We start from the raw sequence: 22505 nt of genomic DNA, 5'->3' as shown, positions 1-22505 counted from the left end.
AAGCGGGGTCTCTGAACCGGTATCTTCAACTTGGGTGTCGACGGGGGAGCTGGTTGCTTCGACGCCTAGTTTTTATCGAAGTAACGTTGGGTAAGGGCGTGGATAGCCGCCACAACAACAATCAGAATACTGATCACCGGAAGCTGGTCGTTGATGAAGTACTCGGTGATATCCAATCCGGCGGTTTGTGCCGCAAGAATTGAGTTGCCCGAGCCAGGCCCGAACTCAATGGCACAGGTACTCGCCAACACGGCGGCAACGGCTGCTTTACTACAACCAAGGCGGATAAGAACCGGATAAAGGGTCGCCATAAGCAACAGGCCAAGGCCGGTGGCACTCGAGATAAATAGCGCTAGGCACTGACCCAAGATAAACGCCATCGCCAGCATAAGATAAGGCGAGTTAAGCTTCATCAGTGGTTTGGATGTCACCCGTACCATGACTTGGCTGGCCCCAATGACAGACATTAGCATGGCAAAGCCGCCAATAAGCATGATCTTCAAGCCGAGTCCGCCAGCGCGGTTGCTGAAGGTGTTGCTGATGTATTCGAAAATATCGAAGCCGATCCAGCCGGTGGACTTATCGACAAAACTGGCGTTGTTGGTAAAGATAGCCAGAAACATCATGGCAATACCTGTGGTAAACAGGACGCCTTGCGGGTTGTAGTTTTTAAGGATCAGCCGACCGGCGATCACCAGCCCGATAAGGGCGATTAACAAACTCATTTTGGTATTCCTTACTCAAAGTTTCCTGTTACCTGCATTTCGCCGTGCAGCATCATGGTTTTGCCCTGGGCTATCACGCTGTCGAGGCTGAAGTCATCATTGAAAATACATAGGTCGGCATCGCTGCCGGTTTCGATTCGGCCCTTCTTGATGCCTAGCGAGTCGGCAACATTGGCTGTTGCCATGGCGATGGCCAGTTCAGGGGCAATGCCCGCGTCAATGAGCTTAGGCAGTATCAGTAAGTTACTATCGACATCGGCAGCGGCCATGCCGACAAGCGCACCGCTTTCATCAAACTTCGGTAAGCTGCCGTTACCGTCAGAACTGATGGTGATATGGTGTGCTTCGACGCCGCACTCCATCGCGTACTTAATGGCTTGCTCTGGCGGGGTAAAGCGGCTACCACCGGAAGTGACATCGATATAGCCCCCTTTACGGGCAAACTCGATCGCTTGGTTAAATAGGTGTTCGGTGCGGGCAACGTGGGTTGGCGAGAAGTGGTGAATAGGTAGCCCCATGGCAAGCAACTCGTTCACTTGGGCAAACGGATTGTCCAGTCCACCCATGTGGATATGTAGCAACCCTTTCTTGCCTGATAGCATGCCTGCGATACGAATATCCGAGACGATACGGCTAAGCTCTTCGGTGGTTGGGAAGGAGCAGCGATGATCGGCAAGGGCAATTTTGACACCAAGGATAGCCGGGATGAAAGTGAGGTCATCGCGGATGGAGCCCGTGATGGTTTTGGTTGGCACTTCATACGATCCGGTGTGCATGTAGGCGCTAATTCCTTCTTCGCGCAATGCCGCTGCCTTGGCATACAAGTCACGAGGGGAGCGGGAAATGCCATCGGTTCCGAGTACCCCAACCGCGGTGGTGGTGCCCGCCTTTATCAGCTTGCTCAAGGTGACTTGCGGTGTGCGGCTGGCAAAGCCGGCTTCGCCGCCGCCACCCGTAAGGTGAAGGTGCTGGTCGATGAGCCCGGGCGTAACAATTTTGCCGCTACAGTCGATGACACTCACATCTTTAAGCGCATTAACTTGCATTGAAGGACTGATTGCCAGTACCTTGCCGTGAGAAATTAGAATATCCGTCCTGCCAATAGGTAACGGGGAATAAAGCTCAGCGTTTTTAAGTAGGGTAAACATAGGGTGCTCTTTCATTATTGGTTTTAAGGTCGATGTTTGATGCTCAGTCAAACTATTCGCTTTGGCAGATGGTCCTGTTGTCACCAGTCTGGCTGCCACTAAAATCAGAGTAACCTTAATTTTTATAAGAGTATTTTTATTTCTATTGCTGTTTTCGAATGAAACTATTCATTTAGATCATAGCTTGGCGTATGGCAGGAAGAATTTATGGATTTCAAATGGTTAGATGACTTCATGAGCCTCAGGGAGTTAGGTAACTTTGGTGCAGCGGCCAAGGCTAGGCATGTGACCCAGTCAGCGTTTAGTCGCCGGATACAGGCGTTGGAGTTGTGGGTTGGTACGCCCTTGTTCGATCGTACGTCCTACCCCATAACCTTGACAGAGACAGGCGAAAAGTTCGTTCCCTATGTCGAAAACTTGCTTGAGCAGATCAAGGTCACCAAAGAGGACTTTGCTCAGGTATCGCTCAAAACCGACCACACGGTTCGTATCGTTAGCCTGCACTCGTTCGCCGTCAATTTATTGCCCGCTTTGTTTAGGCAAGGTAGCGAGCATTTTCATGACCTTAACTTGGCTATTAACCCGTCAGTACAGGGAATTGATAACCACTTTCAGGCATTGCTGGATGGCTCTAGCGATATCCTGTTTGCATACAATACTCAGGGAATGCGGCCATCGTTCTTGATTGAAGATAAGGTGGAAAAGTTATTGGTTTGCCAGGAAGAGATCATTCCTGTGGTTTGTCCGGCATTGCTTGAGCAACACGCGGCAGATCAGGCTTACCCCTATTTGGCCTATTCTGAACATACCTTTTTGCATAACGTCGTTGCTCCCTTGATCGAGAAGAACCAGTGCCCGCTTAATCAGGTATTTGAAACCACATTAACCGAGTCTCTGATCAAAATGGCGGTCAATGGCTACGGGGTGGCTTGGGCACCGCGCCACGCGATTGAATCGGAGTTGGCGCAAGGGCAGTTGGTCAGGGCGTTTCCCGAGATGCCGGAACTTTTGATTACGCTAGATATCGTTTGTTATCGCGCGAAAGAAGCGAGCCGTACGTCGGTACACCAGTTCTGGCAGGGGCTAAGCCAAGTCGTCGAGTCAAAGCCGTCGGCTTAATGGACGGGGGAATAAAATAGCTTGGTAAGACGTTCGAAGAAGTAGCCAGCACCATTGTGCTGGCTTCATTGCTTTAAAGTTAAAGCGTTGCTGCTAGCTTAGCTGCGCGAGATGATCCATTCTTCGCTGCAATCACCACAGGCGACAGTCGCGTCGCTGATGCTTTTGCTGATAATTTGCGTGTTGTCGGAAGCGCATTTCGGGCAGTGGGTGCGCTCTGGCGGACAGTTGATATCGACACAATGGTTGTCGTTGGTATTGGTTTTAACCATTGGCTGTTTGCAATCAGGGCAAAGCATTTCAAATACTCCTTTTCAATTCACCGACATCATGTCAGTGCTCTTTTCGTTTGTTTTAGCGCCTATTTACGCCTGCCATGAATTTGGCTTCGGTGGCGGGGCTATAAAAAACAGTCAATTTTTTAGCATTGTTATTCTGAGGTGACCACCTAAAACGGGTTATTGTTACTGGTTTGTTGATCAAAATCATAAACAAGCAATAACAGTGACAAATGCTAGAGCAAATGCGCTAGCAATAATTTTATTTGGCTGGCGAGCGGCTTGGCTGTGTTTGTTTACCTGTAAAGGCGGCTTTAAACATAGGGTGATGGCTGAAAGTGTGTGCTTACAATCCTGTTGTTGTAGTAATTGTTTTTTTGTAAAAAAAAGCGCCCGCATGGGCGCTTTATGCTGAGAGATAAATATAGTTACTGCACTTTTTGCATGATGCTGCTGCTGGCTTGGTTACCCGAAGTATCCATCTTGGTGCGAATTAACAGGCCTTCATCCCAATCTGCACCAGCTGGTTGGTACTCAAACTTGACGAAGAATTGGTCATCATCACATGAATTACCTGGTTGGTAGTTATCTTCGTCGCAGAAGCGAACAACCGTGTTTAGCTCGGTGAGGGTTGCTTTCGATTCACGGCCTGCTTGGTTGAACCACCAGTAATCGATGTTGGCGAGATCAGCATAGGTATTGAATTCTGAGCCGATGTCTGTCGGTGTACCATTTATACACTCGGTTCCCGTTGTGGTTAAGCCTTTATCATCGAAGACATACTGCATGGTTGCTGGCTGACCATCGGTACAAATCTGGTTTTCATGCCAAGTACCCTTGAAGTCAACGTAACGCTCAGCGTCTTCGCTGCCGACTTCGTAGTAGAAGGCGACACGTTGGGTTTTACGACCGTCGGTACAGCTGTTACTAGCTTGATCACAATCTTCGCCATTAAGCTCAGTCTTCTCGACGATTTCGGTATACACACCAGTAACCGGGTCGTAAGAGCCAGAAGTGGTGTTAAGCTGCCAAGCTTCTACATAACTACCGTTTTCTTCTTCGCCATCATCCCATAGAACATTAGCCGTGTAATGGTTGAGCTCTGTAACGGTTTTCGCAACAAACGGCACTATGTTCATTTCTTGCGCCTCATCCCAAACGAGCTCTTCATCTTCGGTCGATGCTTTGTACGGGTTAAGGATGTTGTAGTCGAAGTTCTGGTAATTAGCTAGGCTATATGTACCTGGTGTGATTGGATTACCATCGCATAAATTTGGGTTACCGTGTGTGAATTCACCTTCATAATCAGCGATACAGGTTAAGTAATCTTCTGCGGCTCCAGCTGTGAAGGTTGTGTCGTTAGAGCCTGCTAGCATGATTGCACCGGTGCTAGTGGTTTCGAAGTTCATTAACTTCATGCCGCGCGTTTTTTCAAATAGGTCGTTATCCAGCATTTTGTCGGCATGGACAAACGTGATTGGGTCATTAGACAGTTCGTACTGGGTAACATCGATGGAGCGGACAAACTTTCCGCTTTGGGTAAACGGGTTAGCATTATTACCACCACGCGCCATATCGCCAAAAGCACCATCCATGTGCTCAAGTGCTTCATCGACCTCGACAACATTGTCGGCACTGACGCCAATTGCATCGCTAGTCAGGAAAGCTTTAACTGTTTCGTAGTCGCTGTCTAGACTCAGGTTTGCCAGTGCTTCGGCAACTTGCGGGTCTTGAATATCACGAAGCTTCTCTGGCACAAACAATGTTTCGCTTGAACCGCTGCCAAATTCGTTGTTTAGCGACTGTAGAATCACGGCAAGGTTTACTGCACGGTTGTATTTACCAGCAGCTTCGAAAGGTGTTAGTACATCACGGTTTGATGCGGCACCTACCTTCAGACCTTCTTTACCACCTAAATAGAAGGTAATGGTATCACTGGCTTTAGCTGTGTATTCACCCGCACTATCCGTTACGCCTTCTTCGCCACTCGATGTGGTGTACACCATACCTTCGACTGGTGAGTCAATAAAGGTACTGGTAATGGTAGGGTCACCAACTTCAGGTGAAGGCGTACTGCTTGAGTTACATCCGGAAAGCACAAGTGCAACTGATGCTGCTAGAAAATTTATTTTTTTCACAAATTATCCTTAATTTATGTTTTTGAAATACCTCTAAGGGTACTTATGTATTGAGAAATAACCTTATTACATGCAGGAGTTTACAGGTGTAAGTGTTTGAAGTGTATGGTCATTTTGCGACATTTATAAATGCGAGTTGTTTTTTACTTTGTTGATAGTGATAAATTTAGGCGTAATAACTTAATTTATGCATTTGTTTGGTGAATGTTTTTGTTGCCGGTAAAGTTTGGCTTAATGTATGGAATATTGGCCATATTGTAACAAATGGTTTCTGTGATGTTTGTTCAATAAACTTTGCGATGATGTGCTTTTATTTGCGGTTACTTGGGAATAAGGCTGTGTAATGAAGATGGTGGGAGTAAGGAGTCATAAAAAATAAGACCCGCTCCAGCGGGCCTTAAGGGTGAACGGCTAGTTATAAGGAACTTGAATTACACCTCTTCTTCTACCTCACTGGCAATGAAGCCGCCAGTTTGGTGGTCCCATAGCTGGGCATAGATACCGTTTTGTTCCAGCAATTGCTGATGCGAGCCTTGCTCGACGATCTTGCCTTCATCAAGCACAATCAGACGATCCATAGCGGCAATGGTAGAAAGGCGGTGGGCAATGGCAATAACCGTTTTCCCTTCCATTAGCTGGTATAGGCTTTCTTGGATTGCCGCTTCTACCTCCGAGTCCAAAGCAGAGGTTGCTTCGTCCAAAATCAGGATAGGGGCATCTTTTAGTAGCACACGTGAAATTGCGATACGCTGGCGTTGGCCGCCAGACAGTTTCACACCACGCTCGCCCACTTGGGCGTCATAGCCGACATTGCCGTGCGGATCGCTCAAGGTTTGAATAAACTCGTGGGCATGTGCCTGCTTGGTCGCCCTTAGCAGATCCTGCTCGGATGCATCAGGCCGGCCGTAAAGGATGTTCTCGCGAATTGAGCGGTGCAGTAGCGAAGTATCTTGGGTCACCATGCCAATTTGGCCACGAAGTGAGTCTTGCTTCACCTGGGAAATGGTTTGACCGTCAATCTTGATGGCGCCTGCTTCCACATCATGGAATCGCATCAGCAGGTTAACCAGCGTTGATTTACCCGCACCTGAGCGACCCACCAAGCCGACTTTTTCACCCGGTTTGATGTTGAGGTTGAGCTTTTCTATCACGCCCTTGCCTTCACCATAGTGGAAGCTGACGTTATCGAACTCGATGCCACCCTTGGCAACGTCCAATGTTGGGGCATTTGGCGCATCCTTGATTGCCACTGGCTGGGAAAGGGTCTTCATACCATCAACCACTGTACCGATATTTTCAAACAGGCCGCCCACTTCCCACATGATCCACTTCGACATCCCGTTGATACGCAGGGCAAGGCTGACAGCAATGGCGATGGCACCCACAGTGATGGCTGACGCCGACCAAAGCCAGATAGACAAGCCCGCAATGGCGAAGACCAATAGGTAGTTGATAGCTTCAACCGAGATATTGAACCCGGTCACCAAGCGCATTTGGCGGTACACGGTATCCATAAAGCCGCTCATGCCCTGCTCGGCATACTCGGTTTCACGGTTGGTGTGCGAGAACAGTTTCACGGTAGAGATATTGGTATAGCTATCGACGATGCGGCCGGTCATCATCGAGCGGGCATCGGCTTGCTCGGTGGCGACATGCTTCAGCTTAGGCACATAGTAAAGTTGGATACCGATATAGCCGGCCAACCACAGCAGCATAGGCAGCATGAGTCGTGCATCAGATTGGCCAATCATCACCACCATCGACGTAAAGTAAACAGTGATATATACCAGTACATCCAGCAGTTTCATGACGGTCTCGCGCACCGATAGCGCGGTTTGCATCACCTTGGTGGCGATACGACCGGCAAATTCGTCTTGGTAAAACGAAACACTCTGGCGTAGCAGGTAGCGGTGCGCCATCCAGCGAATAGACATCGGGTAGTTGCCAAGCAGTGTCTGGTGGACGATCAGCGAGTGTAAGGTGATCAGCACCGGCACAACGATGACAACCAGCAAGCCCATCATCATTAGGTTGCCACCTTCTTCAGCCCAGAAAGTGTCAGGGTTGTGCTCAGCCAGCCAGTCGACCAACTTACCCATGAAGCCGAACAGCGATACTTCGACAATGGCGATCAAGGCACTCAAAATGGACATTGCAATCAATGGCAACTCGAAGCCACGGGTGTAATAGCGACAGAAAGCAAACAGCCCTTTTGGCGGTTGTTCCGGTTCATTAGGTGGAAATGCTGAAGACAGCTTTTCAAAACGTTTGAACATAAAATGAAGGTTCCAGTATTGCGTGTTTTTTTGGCAAAATAGCCTGCACCAAAGGCATAGGCCTGCGGCACGGAAAAGAAGAGCTTATCCAGATTAGGATTATTGTGTTGCGATACGCATTGATGCGTAATTGTACATTTATGCCCCGTATTGGTTAAGGGCTAATTGTTGATTATTCTTGCCTAATTCTGCTTTCTTCCCCTCGCGACTAAACAGAAGGAATCTAGTGTTGAAGATTGAACGTATCGATGCGGAACTGACATTACCTATTCGCCACCACGTATTGTGGCCGAAAAAGAGCATCGATTTTTGCCGAGTGCCCGATGATGCCAATGGCCTGCATTACGGGGTATACCAAGAGAATCAATTGGTTTGTGTCGCGTCGGTATTCATTGATGGGCAAACGGCAAGGCTAAGGAAGTTTGCCACCTTACCTGAGTACCAAGGGCAGGGGATGGGTACTGCGTTAATCAAGGCAGTGATCGAGCAGCTGGTTGCCAACGGCGTCACGACGTTTTGGTGTGACGCCCGTGAGTCGGCGCAGGGCTTTTACCATCGTTTTGGCATGGCACCGCAAGGGGAGCGGTTTTACAAAGGGGATGTCCCTTACTTCAAAATGTCAGTGGCACTTTAAAGTTCTTGTCTTTTAAAGCACTTACCCTTCAGACACCATGCAGTTGCGACCTTTTGCTTTGGCTTGGTACAGGCATGCGTCGGCGCGCTTAAGCATTTCATGGATGCCGGCATCAAGGTTAACGACACCAAGGCTGATCGTATATTTGATCAAGTTGCTGAGGATCGTAAATTCTGAGTCGGCAATATCACGGCGCAGTACTTCCAAGCGTTGGCTGAAAATTTGGAATGAGTTGCCGTATAAAATACAGAACTCCTCGCCACCAAAGCGGGCCACGAGCGCGTCGGGGAAGTAGTTTCTTAGGGTATTGGCCAACTCGATAAGTACCATATCACCAATGTGGTGGCCGTAGGTGTCATTCAGTTGCTTGAAGTTATCAATATCAAGCAAAGCAAGGCAGCGCGGGCCCTTATGGCTCTTCACTAGCTGATGATCAAAGAAGTAGCGGCGGTTCCAAGATTGGGTAAGGTAATCTTCGTTCGCCAACTTATACAGGTTGCGCTCGGAATCAAGAATATTCAGCGTGCTGTGCAGACGGCAATAGAACTCTTCTTGGTTGAATGGTTTTTTCAAAAAGTCATTGGCGCCCGCCTTTAGGAATTTTGCTGTCAGGGCCGCCTCGTCACTGGCCGATAATCCGATAATAGCAAGTTGCCCAGGACGATAGGATTTTCTGAGTTCTTTCACCAAGCTCACACCGTCACGCTCAGGCATGGAGTAGTCGGTGATCACCAAGGAGATGTCGCGCTCTTTTTTGAACACCTCTAATGCCTGTTCGCCGTTTTTTGCTTCGACAACGGTAAGGTACTGGCGTTCAAGCAGACTGCGGATGTATTTACGGGCGGTAATCGAATCATCGACGACCAGTGCCTTGTGCTCGCCATTATTCTCTAGGCGCTTCAAGATAGGGATGATGCTTGAAATACAAGATGGGCTATCTTTGGGGATGTAATCTATCACCGTTTTGGCCAGCACGCGCTCACGGGTCATTTCGTCCATCAAGGCCGTCAAAACAATGACTTTTACATCAACAGATAAGCAAAGATCGATGATCTCACCGTCCTGCCCATCAGGCAGACAGTAGTCAAGAATCGCACAGAGGAAATCAGTGCCTTCGTCTAAAATCTTTTCCGCACCCGCAATGGTGTCGGTCAGAACCGGGGTATATCCCGCTTTTCTTAGCTCGCTTTCAATAACACGTCGAAATGGTCGGCTATCTTCAACGACTAATATCTTTTGTTCCATTACCTATACACCTTAAAGGGGAAAGATCTATTAAGTGAGCCCATCAAATAAGCAGCGTATTATGAGCTATTTTATTTTGATATACAAACATAGAGTTATAAGAACATATATTTTAATTATGTTGTTTTACGGTTCATGGAATAAATGAAATGGTTTTTTAGTAATGGTATCGCATGAATGAAAATTCACTTTGGGTGAATCTATATCAATGTCGAGCCTTGCGGTTAGTATCGGTACATTTCAGGTTATATTATTCTTTTTGGCGATAAATAAACCCAGTGAAGCCATCTCTTATTATGCAGTTAGTTTTATATTGTATTCATCGATGTTGTGTTTGTTATGCTTTTGGGGAATGGTGGCGCTACGGTCCGGTGACTACCTATATTGATATGATTATCATATGTAAAAGTAATATTAATATTTGTAGGTGCGAATGCGCAGTGATGATTTTCGTTTGTTATTATAGAAAGTAAATTTAATGCTCTTGATTAATTAACTGTTATTAATAGCTAATATATTTATTTCACAGGTAAACTATTGGAAATTAATTAACCAGCTCTATTGCTAAAGCTGGCCGTGTAATCCCAAAGTATTATTTATATTCTTATCGAACAAATTTATTCGGCACAATGATTAAAGTGGCGAAGTATCGCCGTGACTTCAGTGATTCGTCTTTCAAAGCTGGCTTTGCTTGCCCTTTCGTTCACGGTATGGTCGCCATCGCCATATGGGCCAAAACCGTCAAGCGTCGGTAATCCGACACCTGATGTCACGTTGGCATCGCTGACGCCACCACGCTGCTCGGTTTTGAGAGGGTAGCCAATGAGTGCGCTTAACTGTTTTACTAACTGCTGTTGTTCTGCCGTTGGGGTCATGACATCACGTTGAAGGCCGCCACTGAGTTTCGCCGTGACGCCTTCGATACCATGCTGGTGGATGAGCGCAGGGATGAGTTTTAATACCCGTTGTTGTTCAGCCGTTTGGGTGAAGCGTGCTTCGACCATGAGTTGGGCATTGGGTGAGATGGTATTGGTGCTGGTGCCACCATGCATTTTGCCGACGTTGATCGTTGTGCCTTGGTTAAGATCTGTCAGCTCGGTGAGGGCAATGAGTGTCTTGGCGGCGGCAAGGTTGGCATTTTTGCCTAGGTGGTAGTTGTTGCCTGCATGGGCGGCAACGCCGCTAAAATCGATACAGTAAGTGGCCACACCCTTACGGCCATCAACCACTTCGTGATCGGCACCGGCAGCTTCGAAGTCGAGGCAGGCGGTATAGTTGGCGGCTAAATGCTTGGTGATGAACTTGCTGTCATCGCTGCCTGTTTCTTCATCGCTGACCAGCCAAAGATCAATATTGCCAATTTTACCTTGTTCGGCAAACACGTTTCTTAGTGCGGATAAGGCAACAAAGTTTCCCCCTTTCATATCACAGGCTCCTGGCCCGTAAACCCATTTATCGTCTTCGCTGTAGTGCTCGAATGTGCCTTGAGGGAATACTGTATCGAGATGCCCCATCAGCAACAGGCGAGGTTGATCAGGTTGGCAATGGCTGAGGCATAACAGGTGGTTTCCAACCTGATCTCGCTCAAAAACTTCGGTGTTAAAGCCTAGTGGCTCTAACCAGCTTTTCATTAGATTACCGTATTCATCCACTCCATTTTTATTGTTGGTGCAGGAGTTTATTTCGATCATCGATTTTAAATCAGTGAAATCAATACAGGCCATAATTTGATTCCTTGCACAGCTTTGCGCTTTCGCTGCCATTGTTGATAAGAATTTTCCACATAGCTCACTGTTGCAGTAGATATGCAACATTATGATGTAAAACTATATTACTACCGTGTCATTTTTATTAACAATGCCGGATTGGCATATATTTGATCTGCTCGCAATTAAGGAGTCGCACATGGCAAACCACCGGGTCGGTTTATGGATGTATGAGAACTGTGGAGGCAAGGAAATCGAGCGCAAAATGGTTGCGCAGTTGCAGGAGAGGGAAATAGAGGCGATCACGGGCCTGAACTTGGCTCAGGCGTCGGCCTACGATGGCAGCATCTTTTGTAACGGACACATGCTAGACGAACTCGACCTGTTCTTTTCGTATAACGCTGGCCAGCAAACCCCATATCAGGTGTATCTGTATCAGGTGCTTAATAGCATGATGCCGATGATCAACAACTATGACTCGTTTGCTTTAACCGAAGATAAGTACCTGACAGCTCATAAGCTGAAGGTCCACGGGATCCCGACCACTGACTATATCGTGTGCAACAAGCACAACATCGAACAACTCAAGGATCATATGCGCTTTTGGCAGGGCAAAGCCATTTGCAAGCCGGTAGACGGTTGGGGTGGTAACGGGATCATCAAGCTCGAAAGCGAACGTGACTTGGACTTGTTGATGCCATATATCGCTCAGCAATCGGCGCCACAGTTTTATCTGGAGCGGGTAATTGAAAATGATTTTACCGATTACCGGGTCGATATTGTCGATGGCAAGTTTGTTGCTTGCTATGGACGAAAAGCAGCCCCGGGCAGTTGGAAGACCAATGTTACCAGTGGCGGTAGTGTGATAAAGCGTGAACCCGTGCCTGAGGTGGTGGATCTTGCGCTGAGGGCTGCGAAAGTGACCGGTCTCGAAGTGGCCGGGGTCGATATTATCTATGACATTGAACACCAGCAGTATGTGGTGATTGAGGTCAATGGTATCCCAGCCTTTGCGACACCGGATCAAGAGGCGTTTGGCCTCGACTTTAATGACACCAAAATTGAATACCTAGTCGATTTGATTGATCGCACCGTCAATCAGGCGGCTGGACATGCTCAGGTGGTGAGGCATTCAACCACTCAAGCCCATGCCCAACCCGCGGCGCACTCTATTGCCCAGACCCCATCGCCAGTCGAGTTACCGGCGGAAATCGCCGCCAGTTATCACAACGCCAACATTGCCCCTGTACTACACGCTAAGGAAACCGCTGTATGAACACCGTTACCCGTCCTAAAATCGGCTTGCTTTACCTTGATCATGTTCTTCGCTTTTTCAATCGCTCCAACTTCAAGGGATGGCCGGACAAGATCGAACAAGTGATTTATCACTGGGGCAATGATAAGCAGCGCTTCATCAATGAAGTGAAGCGCAAGAACATCGATGTGCTGATCGGTAATATTCCTGCGACAGCCTATGAGACTTTTCGCGAAATCGCCCGTGAGTTGCCAGAGGTGCGTTTCTTGCCTTCGCTTGACACCCAGTTCAGTAATAAGTCGAAAGAGAACGTGACCCATTTTTGCGAGAAGTACCAGCTGCCTATTCCCAAGACCCGGATCTTTTATGAAGTCGATGAAGCGCTGGCATTTTTAACTGCAACGGATTACCCCAAAATCGTCAAACGCTCCTATGGCCCGTCAAACTACGGCGGTTATTTCGTCCACAAGGTGGACTCAGCACAAGAGGCGTTAAGGCTATTTTCTGAAAAACGCTATTACCCTGCCTATATCCAAGATTTCGTGCCGATGAAGGCAGACATTCGCGTGATGCTTGTTGGCCACCAACCGATTTGTGCCTTTTGGCGCCGACCTCCGGAAGGGGAGTGGCTGACCAACACGAGCCAGGGCGGCAGCATGGATTACCAGAATGTGCCGGAGCAGGTGCTTGAGCTTGCCGTTAATGCGTCGAAGGCGGCCAAAGCGGAGTACTGGGCGTGTGATATTGCAGTCAGTATGGATGACGAGTACACCATCTTGGAATGTGCCACGGCCTTTGCCGCTTTCCCGTATATCCGTGATTGGATAGGCCAGTACCTGATGTGGCTATTGGCGCCGCAAGATTTCCGCCAGCCGTTCTTTGCCCATAAAAACTGGGAGGAGCTGGGTAAAATTGATTCGTCCCTACTACGAACCTTGCGCCATATTAGCTTCGGCAGGCTGGACTATTCGACTGACACCGGCGAATATGCCCCGCATGACGCGCCATATGCCTTGCTGAAAACCGACTACCAGCCAAGGGAGGAATGGCCAAGCGAAGCATGGAATTTCCAAGATTTAAATCCGAGAGCGGTGATCCGTCACCCTCAGGATTTGGCTGCCCAGGATAAGGGTATTTCCGATCTTGAATTGACCAAAGAGGCAGTGTTGATTGACACCGGTATAGAGGACTTGCCCATGCAGCTGGCTGAAGCAAGTGAAGCCGAGGTGGCTTGTGTTGCTGAGAGTCATTCTTTAAGCCATCACGAGTTGATCGCGTTTTTTCTTGAAGTGAAAGGCATCGGCAAGGCATTGGCCTATGATGTGGTCGACACCCTTGGCGCCGATGGGACCGTGCAGGTGCTAAACCAGCAGCCAGAGCGTTTACTGCAATTTCGCAACCTCAAGCAGAAAAAGCTAGACGCTATTCTTAAGCATTGGCATGACATGCAGGCTGTTGAAGCATAATTGAGGCATAACGATGAAAACACAATATTTATCCTATCAGGATACGATTGATTTTCTGACCGAGGCGATGGCTAAGTATCCGGATTTGATCCGGTTGCAAAGTATCGGCGAAACCCATGAGGGGCGGCCGATCATGATGGTCACTGTATCGCAGGACGTCGCTTATGCTGATTTGAAACCGGCGCTGCTGTATACCGGCACTATCCATGCCCGTGAGTGGATTGGTATAGAGTTGGCGGTGAACTTTATTCAATACCTGCTTGATAACTACCCAAGCAACCCGGATGTGGTCGAGGCACTGACCCGTAACACCCTGTATATGGTGCCATGCTTGAACCCTGATGGTTTCGAGTATTCGCGTAACCATTTCTCGTTCTGGCGCAAGAACCGGCGTGATAATGGTGACGGTAGCTTTGGGGTGGATTTAAACCGCAACTTCGGGGTTAACTTCCGCCATTCAACGAACACGCAATCGAATATTTACGGTGGCCCGGCGGCTTTCTCGGAGCCGGAAACCCAAGCGATAAAGCAGTTTGTTGAAGCCCACGATAATATCCGTATCGCGTTGGATTACCACTCGCAGGGCAATGTGTTTTTCCCGGCGCACAAGTTCAACCATGAAGCGGAAATCGAAGGCACGGATCTCAATATCCTCTGTGCCAATATGGCGCGAGAGATCCACAAGGTGACCAAGCGCCAGTATGGTATCCACCGTGGCAAGCCGCCAGCGAACCTGATCCACGGCAGTGGCCGTGAGTATTACTATGATCGCGGTATTCTCTCTTCGGTGGTGGAAGTGGGGAGCCGAAACATTCCCGACTACTTGATTAATATGTCCCAAAGCGTGGATGAGAATATTCCCGCCTTGCTGTATGCATTGGGCAGTGCAATCAACTATTCAGACTTGGCGCCCAAGCGGCCGGAGAATTTTACGGTCAGTGCGGTATCGGCCAACCGGGTTGACTTGGTGTGGGATCATAACTCGGAAGATGAAGGTTGCTATTACCAAGTCTATCGTAATGAGTCCCCCAAAGATCCCTGTACTCGCGATAACCTCATCGCTATTACCTCGCAAAATCAATACAGCGATAAGCAGCTAAAATCGGGAAAACGTTACTTCTATAACTTAAGAAAAGTGAATCGGGTTAACCGGATCAAGTCGCCATTTGCACCTGAAATCCGGATTAAAACCGCGTTAGAGAAAGACGAGTTTGCCTATACCTTATTCCCCGCGGTAGAGAAAATCGGCTATGTTGGCGAGTTTACCAAGCCAAACAATGCCGATCACTTTGGCCATAACTCCTTGTTTATCGGTGTTAATAAAACCAAAGGCGTTTGCTATGGGGTGATTGACTATGATGTGAGCCGCCTTCCTGCGGACGCCATGATCAAGGATGCGGTATTTTCCTTGTATCCGATGAATCGGGTAGGGGCAAAAATCGAAAACTACGGTGAGTGGTCGGTCTCTATCCTCAACCCCGATGATATCAGTGATATCACCAACTTTGACCAGATCCAACAGGCCGTGCCGTTGCAGACGCTAGGCGATGCCATCGATTCGGATCAGCTTACCCAAGGTATTTGGAAGAGTTGGCATTTCAGTGCGGTTGAAAAGCAAATGATCCAAGCTCAGCTCGAGAAGGGGCGCTTGCTGCTCCGGCTACAAGGGCCGGATACGCTGCCGCCGGGTAATGATTCGCAAATGATGCAGTTTGATATTGGCTACGGTCGCTTTGGTGGCGGTATCCATTATCGCCCCAGCCTCGATTTGATTTACCATCGCCGCCCTTATCAAATGGCGTTTGGTGCCACGGCTTGTCATACCGTGAGCACGGAAGGCATGACTGCCAATGTGTTGCACAGTGGTTTTGACTCATCGGGCAGGCGGATTTTGGGCCATGTCGGTTTTACCCTACCTACGCTTTCCGAGCAGACGGATATCGTGATCACCGATGCGTATTTTGTCTTGGAGTGCGAGGCCCTGCATAAGATCGCCCAGCCAATGCGATTCACGGTAGAGATGATAGATACCGAAGCGCCGGATCTCGATAGTATTCGTGGCGGTGAGCGAATAGAGTTTCTTGGCTATGAAGTCAGTAGCCAGGAGTTGGCTAAGTCGCCGCGCCAGACGTTCATGTTTGATAGCTCGGCCCGCCAGACTTTGGAAGATTTGCATGATCAAGGCAAGCCGGTAAATTTGGTGATCAGGGCAACCTCTGCTTCCCGCCAACAAGATGCCGTGGTCGAGTGGAAGAGCGGTGTTGGGGAGGGCGAGATCTCGCCGCAGCTGGTGGTTGAGTACATTGAACGGCGTAAGCAACCGCTTGATAAACCTGAGAACCTTAACGTATCCCTTGAAGGCGGGTTGGTGAAATTGACTTGGGATAACCCGGACAACAGTGACTGGGTGGGGACGTATGTGGTGCGCAATAGTTTCCACCCGCCACGCTCGCCGTTTGATGGCGTGAAGCTGTATGCGGGCAAGGATGATTACACCTTTGATCGTTTCGGCAATGCCAATATGCCTAAGTTCTATTCGGTGTTTAGCTACGACAATGTGCCAAATTACTCGGTACCTGCCACTATCAAGTTCAGCTCGGATGAAGTGACGTCAGTTATTTATGATGAGTTTGAACCACAAGATGAAGTGGAGAAACGCTACCGCGAAGGGGATTAATTACGCGGGCTTGGGCCAAAGATAAGAACAGCCGCAATTGCGGCTGTTCTTTTTTGCGGTGTTAACCAGTAAGACTGATCAAGTCTTTATGTCGGTTGGTATAAGCCGGCTAGGCTTTACCTTGCCATATAAGCTCGCATTGTTGGCTTCCATTTGGCGCGATCGGTTTTTCAACCAACCAGCGCAATGGCGATATGACCGGGCTGGTGGTGAACCTGACCGAGGTTTCCAATATCGCAGATAACGGTACCGAGAAGTCGAAGTCTTCAAACTTGCCGGTCACTTCCACCGGTGTTTGGAGGCTGAAGATCTGTGCTCGCTTCGATTGTGGGCGCAGGTATAGCCCAAACTGGCGGTCGGCATAACTTGCATCGAATTGCCCGTTGACCTGAATACGGGTGGTGTCCAGCATCAGATCCCGCTGTTGCATTTGCCCTTGCTTGATATCGAGGCCAGCGGCAACACAGTTGAGCACCGACGGATCATCCTTGGTGAAGCTCGGCAAGATGGCGTCGGTTAGGCTCACTGCCCAAAGGTCAATCAAGTCAGCCTCGAACGTCTGCGGCCAAACCGCAAAGCCAATAAAGCCGTTGGCGTTATTCATCAGCGTATCGGGTGAGTTGGCCAAGCTGGTCAACTGGAATTCGGTGCTCAGGCGGCCATGCATATCGGTTTCTGGCGACAAGCGGCGGGCCAATACCCCGTAATCGAAATTGGTGATATTGCCATTGAACTGGATATCGAACATTTCACCCTGTGCCTTGATGGTGCTATCAAGCTTAATATCGCCACCGGGCAGTTTCACGTGCAGCGGCTCAAGGGTGAAAATCCCGTCTTTCAAATGCCAGTCTAACTCACCGCTGCCCAGCCAATCGTTGCCGGAACGAACCTCGCCGACATTCAGTTGGAAGTTGGCCGTGAGCATGTCGAGCCCTTCCGGGCTGATCAACGCCGTTTGTGGTGCAGGCTCAACCTGTTCATTATTGCTTGCTTCTTTGGTAGTTGCTTCGTCGGTAGTCGCTTCCTGCTTTAGGTTGCCTTCTTTTGCTGTTGCCTGTTCTTGCGGTTGTTCTGGCTCCCACGGTTGCCAGTCGCCGGCTTTGAAGTCATCCAACTGGATAAATGGTGCTCGCAGGGCTAGGGACAAGTGCGGAATAGCATCAGGCTTCAGTGGTGGCAGGTAACTCCCCTTCCCGGTTAATTGGCTCTCGTTCACTTGGATCAGCAGATCGCTCAGGTGATAGCCCTCTTGGTTGGATGCCAGTTGGGCTTTCAGCGTTAACGGGCCATAGGGCGGCAGTTCGATATCCGAGAAAGCAGCGAAGCGATCAAGATTCGGGGTATAGGCTTCGAAAGCCATATCCAGGTTCTGCATATCTATCGGTAACGCTAATTGCGAGTGGGCATCAAAGCGCATGTCGCCAATATTGAGTGCAAGGTTAACCGGTAGGGTATCGCGTCCGTCATTGACTTGTTTTAATGATAGGGTATCAAGCTTGAACCGGGTTGCCTGGCCTGCGGCAATGCCATGGAACGACAATACCGTGGCGGTATCTGGCCCGGTTAGGAATCGGCCGTTATCCAGCTTCACCGTCATGGCTTTGCCGGTGTAGCTATCGGCAATACTTGCTTGGCCACCAAACAGCTCGGCGTTGACCGAGGTATGCTCCATCAGCTCCAGTAGGGTGCTGCCCGATAGGGCGACGGCCAAACGGGCGCGCTGTAGCTGGATATCGAAATCATTGCTGATGTCGAATGTCGACAAAATAGCGCCGACATCGGGTTGGCTTACCGCAAGGTTTAACTTGGCATCGATGGCTGCATTGTTGATGCCAAGTGCCAGATCACCGGAGTATTCGCTGCCGATATAGCGTGCTTTGAATGGCGCAGGTGACATCCTGCCGTCACGCAGCTGGCCGTTGAACGTCAGGTCATCTATCTGCTGCTGGGCCCATTTTAAGGTATCAACTTGCACATTGAGATCGGCATCGGCAATAACAATCTCGCTGCCTAGCAGCGGGACATCAAGGTTGACCCCTTGGGTAGGTACGGTTTGCTCAACCTGCGGCAGCTCCTCATCATTGATGAACTGGCCGAATTGGGTAAAGTCCAATTTAGCGAAGTTGGCATCCAAGTGTAAGAACGGGCGCTGGGCATCTGGCCGCCAGCGTACATTGATATCACCTTGGCTATCCATCACGTTCAAATTCGGCATGGCAAGTGCTACCCAGCCTTGTTGGTAGTTCAACTTGCCGTCGATGTTGATCGCGCCGGAAATATTGGTTTGGGTGCCCAGCCAAGGGCTAAGCTTGCTGGCGTCGTCGCCGTGAATGGTAAGGTCGAACCAACTTCCTTCTTGCCAGCGGGTTTGCTTGAGCAGCCCTTTCGCATTGATATTGAGAGCAGGGCTATCGAGCGTCAATGTTGTCTGCCAGTCGCGCTGATTCAAAATATCACCCAGCGTACCGGCCCTGGCTTGAATATGTGCCGGTAGGCCCATTAACTGGCCTTGGATATCTGATTGGAACGGTTGGTTGATACCGGCACTGAGCCGCGCTTGGTCGATACTAAAGCTGGCTTCACTGCCCCATTCCACGATGGCCTTATCCACGGCAAGTGCAACTTGGCTGTTGTTGAGCCATTCAGAGAGCTTGGTACCCTGGGTGTTGACCAACAATTCGGCATAGTCGAGGTTGCCTCGCGCATAAGGCATACCGGTTAACCAACGTGCCATTTCACCGAGTGGCGATTGCTTGGCGCCGAGCGAGATATCCAATGTTGATAAACCGGAGGTGGCATTGAGTTCAGCCTGTCCACGGAAAGGCACCTCGGCAATGTCGGCTGTCATCGGCGCGGCCAGTACACCGTCTTTACCCGTCACTGACAACGAGAGGTTTTCAACCGGGGTGCCCAGCCCTTTGATTTCATGCACGGCGAGATCGAGCCGGGTAGTGGTTTTCATCAACCATTGATCCAAGGCGCGTTGCAACGGCGATTGTTGCGGTGGCGCCGAGCTAAATGCCCGCATCATCGGCATTGGCTCAGGTTGAAGCCATGGGCGCAAATCAATGAGCGGAATGGTTAGCTCACCATCAATGGTGTTGTGCTCGCCGAGGGTAATATCAAGATAGCCGTTGCCTTGGGTGATAGGACTGTCTATCACCAATTCTTTTACCGATAGGCTGTTGGCAGAGGCCCGCAATTGGGTGGTGATATTCAGTGGCGCGACATGTTTTACGTCCAGCCCGAGTAGTGCCTCGATGGGTTGGGTGTTCTGCCAGTTAAGGGCCACGTCGGCAACCGACTCTCCTTGGCTTGGCGGCACAATTTCCGCATCGATATTCAGCTCCGCACCGGCAAATTGGCCGCTGGCGGCGAGCTTGCCTTGTTGGTGGTTGATAAGCTGCTCGAGGTCCCCTGCAAGGCGTATATCGTAGGTTTGTCCAATCACAGAGCCTTGTGCGGCAAACTGCCAATTGTCTTCAGGTTGGCTTAGCGTTAGGTTATTGAGGTACCAATCGAAGTAGAGCCCTTCGCTTTGATCTTCATAAACCAGCGCAATGTTGGTCGCGGTAATGTGCTCGCTCAATGCCAGTGTCAGCGGTGAGCCACTTTCTTGTGGCTGCGTGGTTTTTTCAGAGGCATTTGGTTGGGCGCTGCCGAAAACCCAGTTCACCTCACCATTGTGGCTTTTGCCAAGGTTAAGGCGAATGTCTTCTAGCTCGAGGTAATCAACGGCCAAGGTGCCGTTAATGAGGGGTAGCACGCCGATTTTGGCGCTGAGCTTGCCGGAACTGAGCATTGGCTGCCATTGGAAGGCGTCAATATTGGCGATGTTCACGCCATTGAAGTTAACCTCGGGGCGAAAAGAGAGGAGCAACCCGATATCGCCTTCTATCTGGACATCACGCTCGAGACTGCTGCTTAGCCATTGGCTAATGTCTTCACGATAGGGATTAAGGTCAACCTGAATGCCATAGCTGAGCACAGTGGTGGTAATGGCGATTGGTGTAGCAAGCCCAATACCCACCCACTTGGCAAGTTTGCGTAACCGATGGTGCTTGCCAACAGGTTGCTGAGGCTGAGAATGTGTGGCGGTTGCCGTTGGTGTTTTTTTTTCTTGGCTCATACTAACTGCCGGATGATGGGACGACCAATGCAGGCCATCGTAAGACTTTTGAATGCTGTTTTATTGCTGTAACCATACCATGAACAGGGGTGCGAAAATACGGGTTGCATAAGAACTTACACTTTACTTACATATCCAAGTTACCCTTGCCTACAAGCTTAGAAATTCTCGCTGAACCTGCATCTTGAAGTAGCTTGGGTATATTGATTTTGTTAATTGCCGGGATGACTTCTAACGATTTGAGTCATGTAATAAACCCGCATACAATCTCTGCCATGATGGGAGAGTCTTATGACACAACAAGAAAACTCAATATTAACGATTAACGCGTTAAGTTCTGGTTTTGAGTCAGATAGCAGCAACTTCTTAGCCCTTTCACTGGATGCAGGCCAGCATCTGGTTATCTCCGGCCCGTCCGGCTGTGGTAAATCCAGCTTATTGCAGATTTTAGCGGGGTTGCGCCCGTCGCAATCCGGTCAGTTTCAATGGCAGCAACAGATCATTTCCGAGCATAACCTTGGCTGGTGGCGCCAGCAATTTTGCTATCTTCCGCAGCAACCTGTGATGGGCGGCGAGACGATCGGTGACGCCTTATTACTTCCGTGGCAGATGAAAGCCGTGTCTTCGCCGCAGCCAGAGTCTTCTCAGTGCGAGGCGGTATTAACATCACTTCACTTGAAGCATCCGCTTTCTCACCCGGTAAAACAATTGTCTGGCGGTGAAAAGCAGCGCTTGGCCATTGGCCGCGCCTTGTTGATGAACCGCCCTCTATGGTTGTTGGACGAGCCGACCTCAGCGCTTGATCCGCACAGCCGAGATCGTGTGATGGCACTGCTGAAAGAGCAGGGGCTGACCATGGTGTCGGTATCTCATGATCCCGTATGGGTTGAAGCGGCCGATTGCCAGCATGATATGGGAGGAGAGTGACATGGATAATGCGTTATCGATTAGCAACTGGGCCATGGCAGGTTTCTATTTACTGTATTTGATCCCGCTGTTCTTGTTTCACCGCTGGCAACTTGGCTTAGGGCGCACTTTGGTGTCTGCCGCATTGCGGATGACCCTCCAATTGGCCGTTGTCGGCTTATACCTCCAGACCTTATTTGAGTTCCAAAACCCATGGCTAAACTCGCTTTGGCTAAGCATCATGGTGAGCGTGGCTGGCTACAGTATTTGCCGCCGCGCGGGCGTTCAAGTCAAGAAAGTATTGCCTGCGATTTTAGCCGGGCAGGTGGTCGCCATGGCAGTTGTGCTTCCCTTGATGCTGGGCGGTGTGATTCAGGCCGAGCCCTGGTGGCAGGCGCAATACTTGATACCGGTAGCTGGCATGTTGTTGGGCAATTGTCTGGCGGCCAATGTATTGGCATTGGAGCGGTGGTATAGCAGCTTGAAAGAGCGGCAAGAGGAATACCAGTTTTATCTCGCCATGGGCGCACCAAGGCCCGAAAAACCGTTTATCCAGACGGCGGTAAAAGCCGCATTAGGGCCTCAGCTTGCTTCGATGACGACACTGGGTATTGTTAGTTTGCCGGGTATGATGACGGGGCAAATTTTGGGAGGCACGGAACCGCTGTTGGCGGTGAAATACCAACTGGTGATCATGGTGGCGATCTTTATCTCTGCCACATTGTCTGTCACTACCGCGTTGACTTTGGCTAGCCGCTCGGCATTTGACCGCTATGGGCAGTTGAAGGTGTAGAAAGTATTAT

Annotated in this window: 15 protein-coding genes; 7 read left to right on the top strand and 8 right to left on the bottom strand. The window is 49.6% G+C overall.

Going from position 1 to position 22505, the window contains the following annotated elements; translation table 11 throughout:
- Positions 1 to 65 precede the first annotated feature (65 nt).
- Complete coding sequence (gene dcuC, locus C9I98_RS27005) at positions 66 to 725, bottom strand: C4-dicarboxylate transporter DcuC (protein ID WP_253952064.1); 660 nt, start codon at positions 723 to 725, stop codon at positions 66 to 68.
- 11 nt (positions 726 to 736) lie between these two features.
- Positions 737 to 1873, bottom strand: coding sequence for a beta-aspartyl-peptidase (gene iadA, locus C9I98_RS08355; RefSeq protein ID WP_036823152.1), 1137 nt, complete (start codon positions 1871 to 1873; stop codon positions 737 to 739).
- 207 nt (positions 1874 to 2080) lie between these two features.
- Here iadA and C9I98_RS08350 point away from each other — a divergent pair, with 207 nt between their 5' ends.
- Positions 2081 to 2992, top strand: a complete 912-nt coding sequence (locus C9I98_RS08350) for a LysR substrate-binding domain-containing protein (protein WP_107271841.1) — start codon at positions 2081 to 2083, stop codon at positions 2990 to 2992.
- 98 nt (positions 2993 to 3090) lie between these two features.
- Here C9I98_RS08350 and C9I98_RS08345 read toward each other — a convergent pair whose 3' ends face one another.
- The 3 genes from C9I98_RS08345 to C9I98_RS08335 all read right to left on the bottom strand — a co-directional run bounded on the left by C9I98_RS08345 (position 3091) and on the right by C9I98_RS08335 (position 7684).
- Entirely contained in the window at positions 3091 to 3291 is a 201-nt protein-coding gene (locus C9I98_RS08345; protein ID WP_036821322.1) for a hypothetical protein, read from the bottom strand.
- 407 nt (positions 3292 to 3698) lie between these two features.
- Positions 3699 to 5408 carry a hypothetical protein gene (locus C9I98_RS08340; RefSeq protein WP_036821319.1) on the bottom strand — a complete coding sequence of 570 codons (1710 nt, stop codon included), beginning with the start codon at positions 5406 to 5408 and terminating at the stop codon, positions 3699 to 3701.
- Positions 5409 to 5839: 431 nt separating this feature from the next.
- Entirely contained in the window at positions 5840 to 7684 is a 1845-nt protein-coding gene (locus C9I98_RS08335; protein ID WP_107271840.1) for an ABC transporter ATP-binding protein, read from the bottom strand.
- A gap of 229 nt (positions 7685 to 7913) precedes the next feature.
- On the opposite strand from C9I98_RS08335, the gene C9I98_RS08330 reads away from it, so the two are divergent.
- Positions 7914 to 8318, top strand: a complete 405-nt coding sequence (locus C9I98_RS08330) for a GNAT family N-acetyltransferase (RefSeq protein ID WP_036825523.1) — start codon at positions 7914 to 7916, stop codon at positions 8316 to 8318.
- Between the two features lie 21 nt (positions 8319 to 8339).
- On the opposite strand, the gene C9I98_RS08325 is transcribed toward C9I98_RS08330, so the two are convergent.
- A complete protein-coding gene (locus C9I98_RS08325) occupies positions 8340 to 9563 on the bottom strand; it encodes a response regulator (protein WP_036825520.1) in 1224 nt (407 codons plus the stop codon).
- 617 nt (positions 9564 to 10180) lie between these two features.
- Positions 10181 to 11194, bottom strand: coding sequence for a M20/M25/M40 family metallo-hydrolase (locus C9I98_RS08320; protein WP_245907114.1), 1014 nt, complete (start codon positions 11192 to 11194; stop codon positions 10181 to 10183).
- A gap of 274 nt (positions 11195 to 11468) precedes the next feature.
- On the opposite strand from C9I98_RS08320, the gene C9I98_RS08315 reads away from it, so the two are divergent.
- From C9I98_RS08315 to C9I98_RS08305, 3 genes are read left to right on the top strand one after another with little or no spacing between them, the layout of a single operon-like run.
- On the top strand, positions 11469 to 12545 hold the full coding sequence (locus tag C9I98_RS08315; RefSeq protein ID WP_036831457.1) for an ATP-grasp domain-containing protein: 1077 nt from the start codon (positions 11469 to 11471) through the stop codon (positions 12543 to 12545).
- The gene (locus C9I98_RS08310) at positions 12542 to 13990 is read left to right on the top strand and encodes an ATP-grasp domain-containing protein (RefSeq protein ID WP_036831454.1); all 1449 of its coding nucleotides are present in this window, start codon (positions 12542 to 12544) and stop codon (positions 13988 to 13990) included. The genes C9I98_RS08315 and C9I98_RS08310 overlap by 4 nt, the downstream gene beginning before the upstream one ends.
- A gap of 13 nt (positions 13991 to 14003) precedes the next feature.
- Positions 14004 to 16667 carry a M14 family zinc carboxypeptidase gene (locus tag C9I98_RS08305; RefSeq protein WP_036831450.1) on the top strand — a complete coding sequence of 888 codons (2664 nt, stop codon included), beginning with the start codon at positions 14004 to 14006 and terminating at the stop codon, positions 16665 to 16667.
- 109 nt (positions 16668 to 16776) lie between these two features.
- Here the strand turns inward: C9I98_RS08305 and C9I98_RS08300 are convergent, their stop codons facing one another.
- Positions 16777 to 20796: an AsmA family protein gene (locus C9I98_RS08300; RefSeq protein WP_036831447.1), complete on the bottom strand. Its 4020-nt coding sequence runs from the start codon at positions 20794 to 20796 to the stop codon at positions 16777 to 16779.
- Positions 20797 to 21087: 291 nt separating this feature from the next.
- On the opposite strand from C9I98_RS08300, the gene C9I98_RS08295 reads away from it, so the two are divergent.
- Both C9I98_RS08295 and C9I98_RS08290 read left to right on the top strand, forming a co-directional pair.
- The gene (locus tag C9I98_RS08295; RefSeq protein ID WP_036832146.1) at positions 21088 to 21723 is read left to right on the top strand and encodes an ABC transporter ATP-binding protein; all 636 of its coding nucleotides are present in this window, start codon (positions 21088 to 21090) and stop codon (positions 21721 to 21723) included.
- 1 nt (position 21724) lies between these two features.
- On the top strand, positions 21725 to 22495 hold the full coding sequence (locus tag C9I98_RS08290; RefSeq protein WP_036832144.1) for an ABC transporter permease: 771 nt from the start codon (positions 21725 to 21727) through the stop codon (positions 22493 to 22495).
- Positions 22496 to 22505: the final 10 nt, after the last annotated feature.

This window comes from Photobacterium sanctipauli (assembly GCF_003026495.1).
Lineage (GTDB): Bacteria > Pseudomonadota > Gammaproteobacteria > Enterobacterales > Vibrionaceae > Photobacterium > Photobacterium sanctipauli.
Note: the sequence above shows the minus strand (reverse complement) of the source record. Positions and strands in the feature narration are given on the sequence as shown.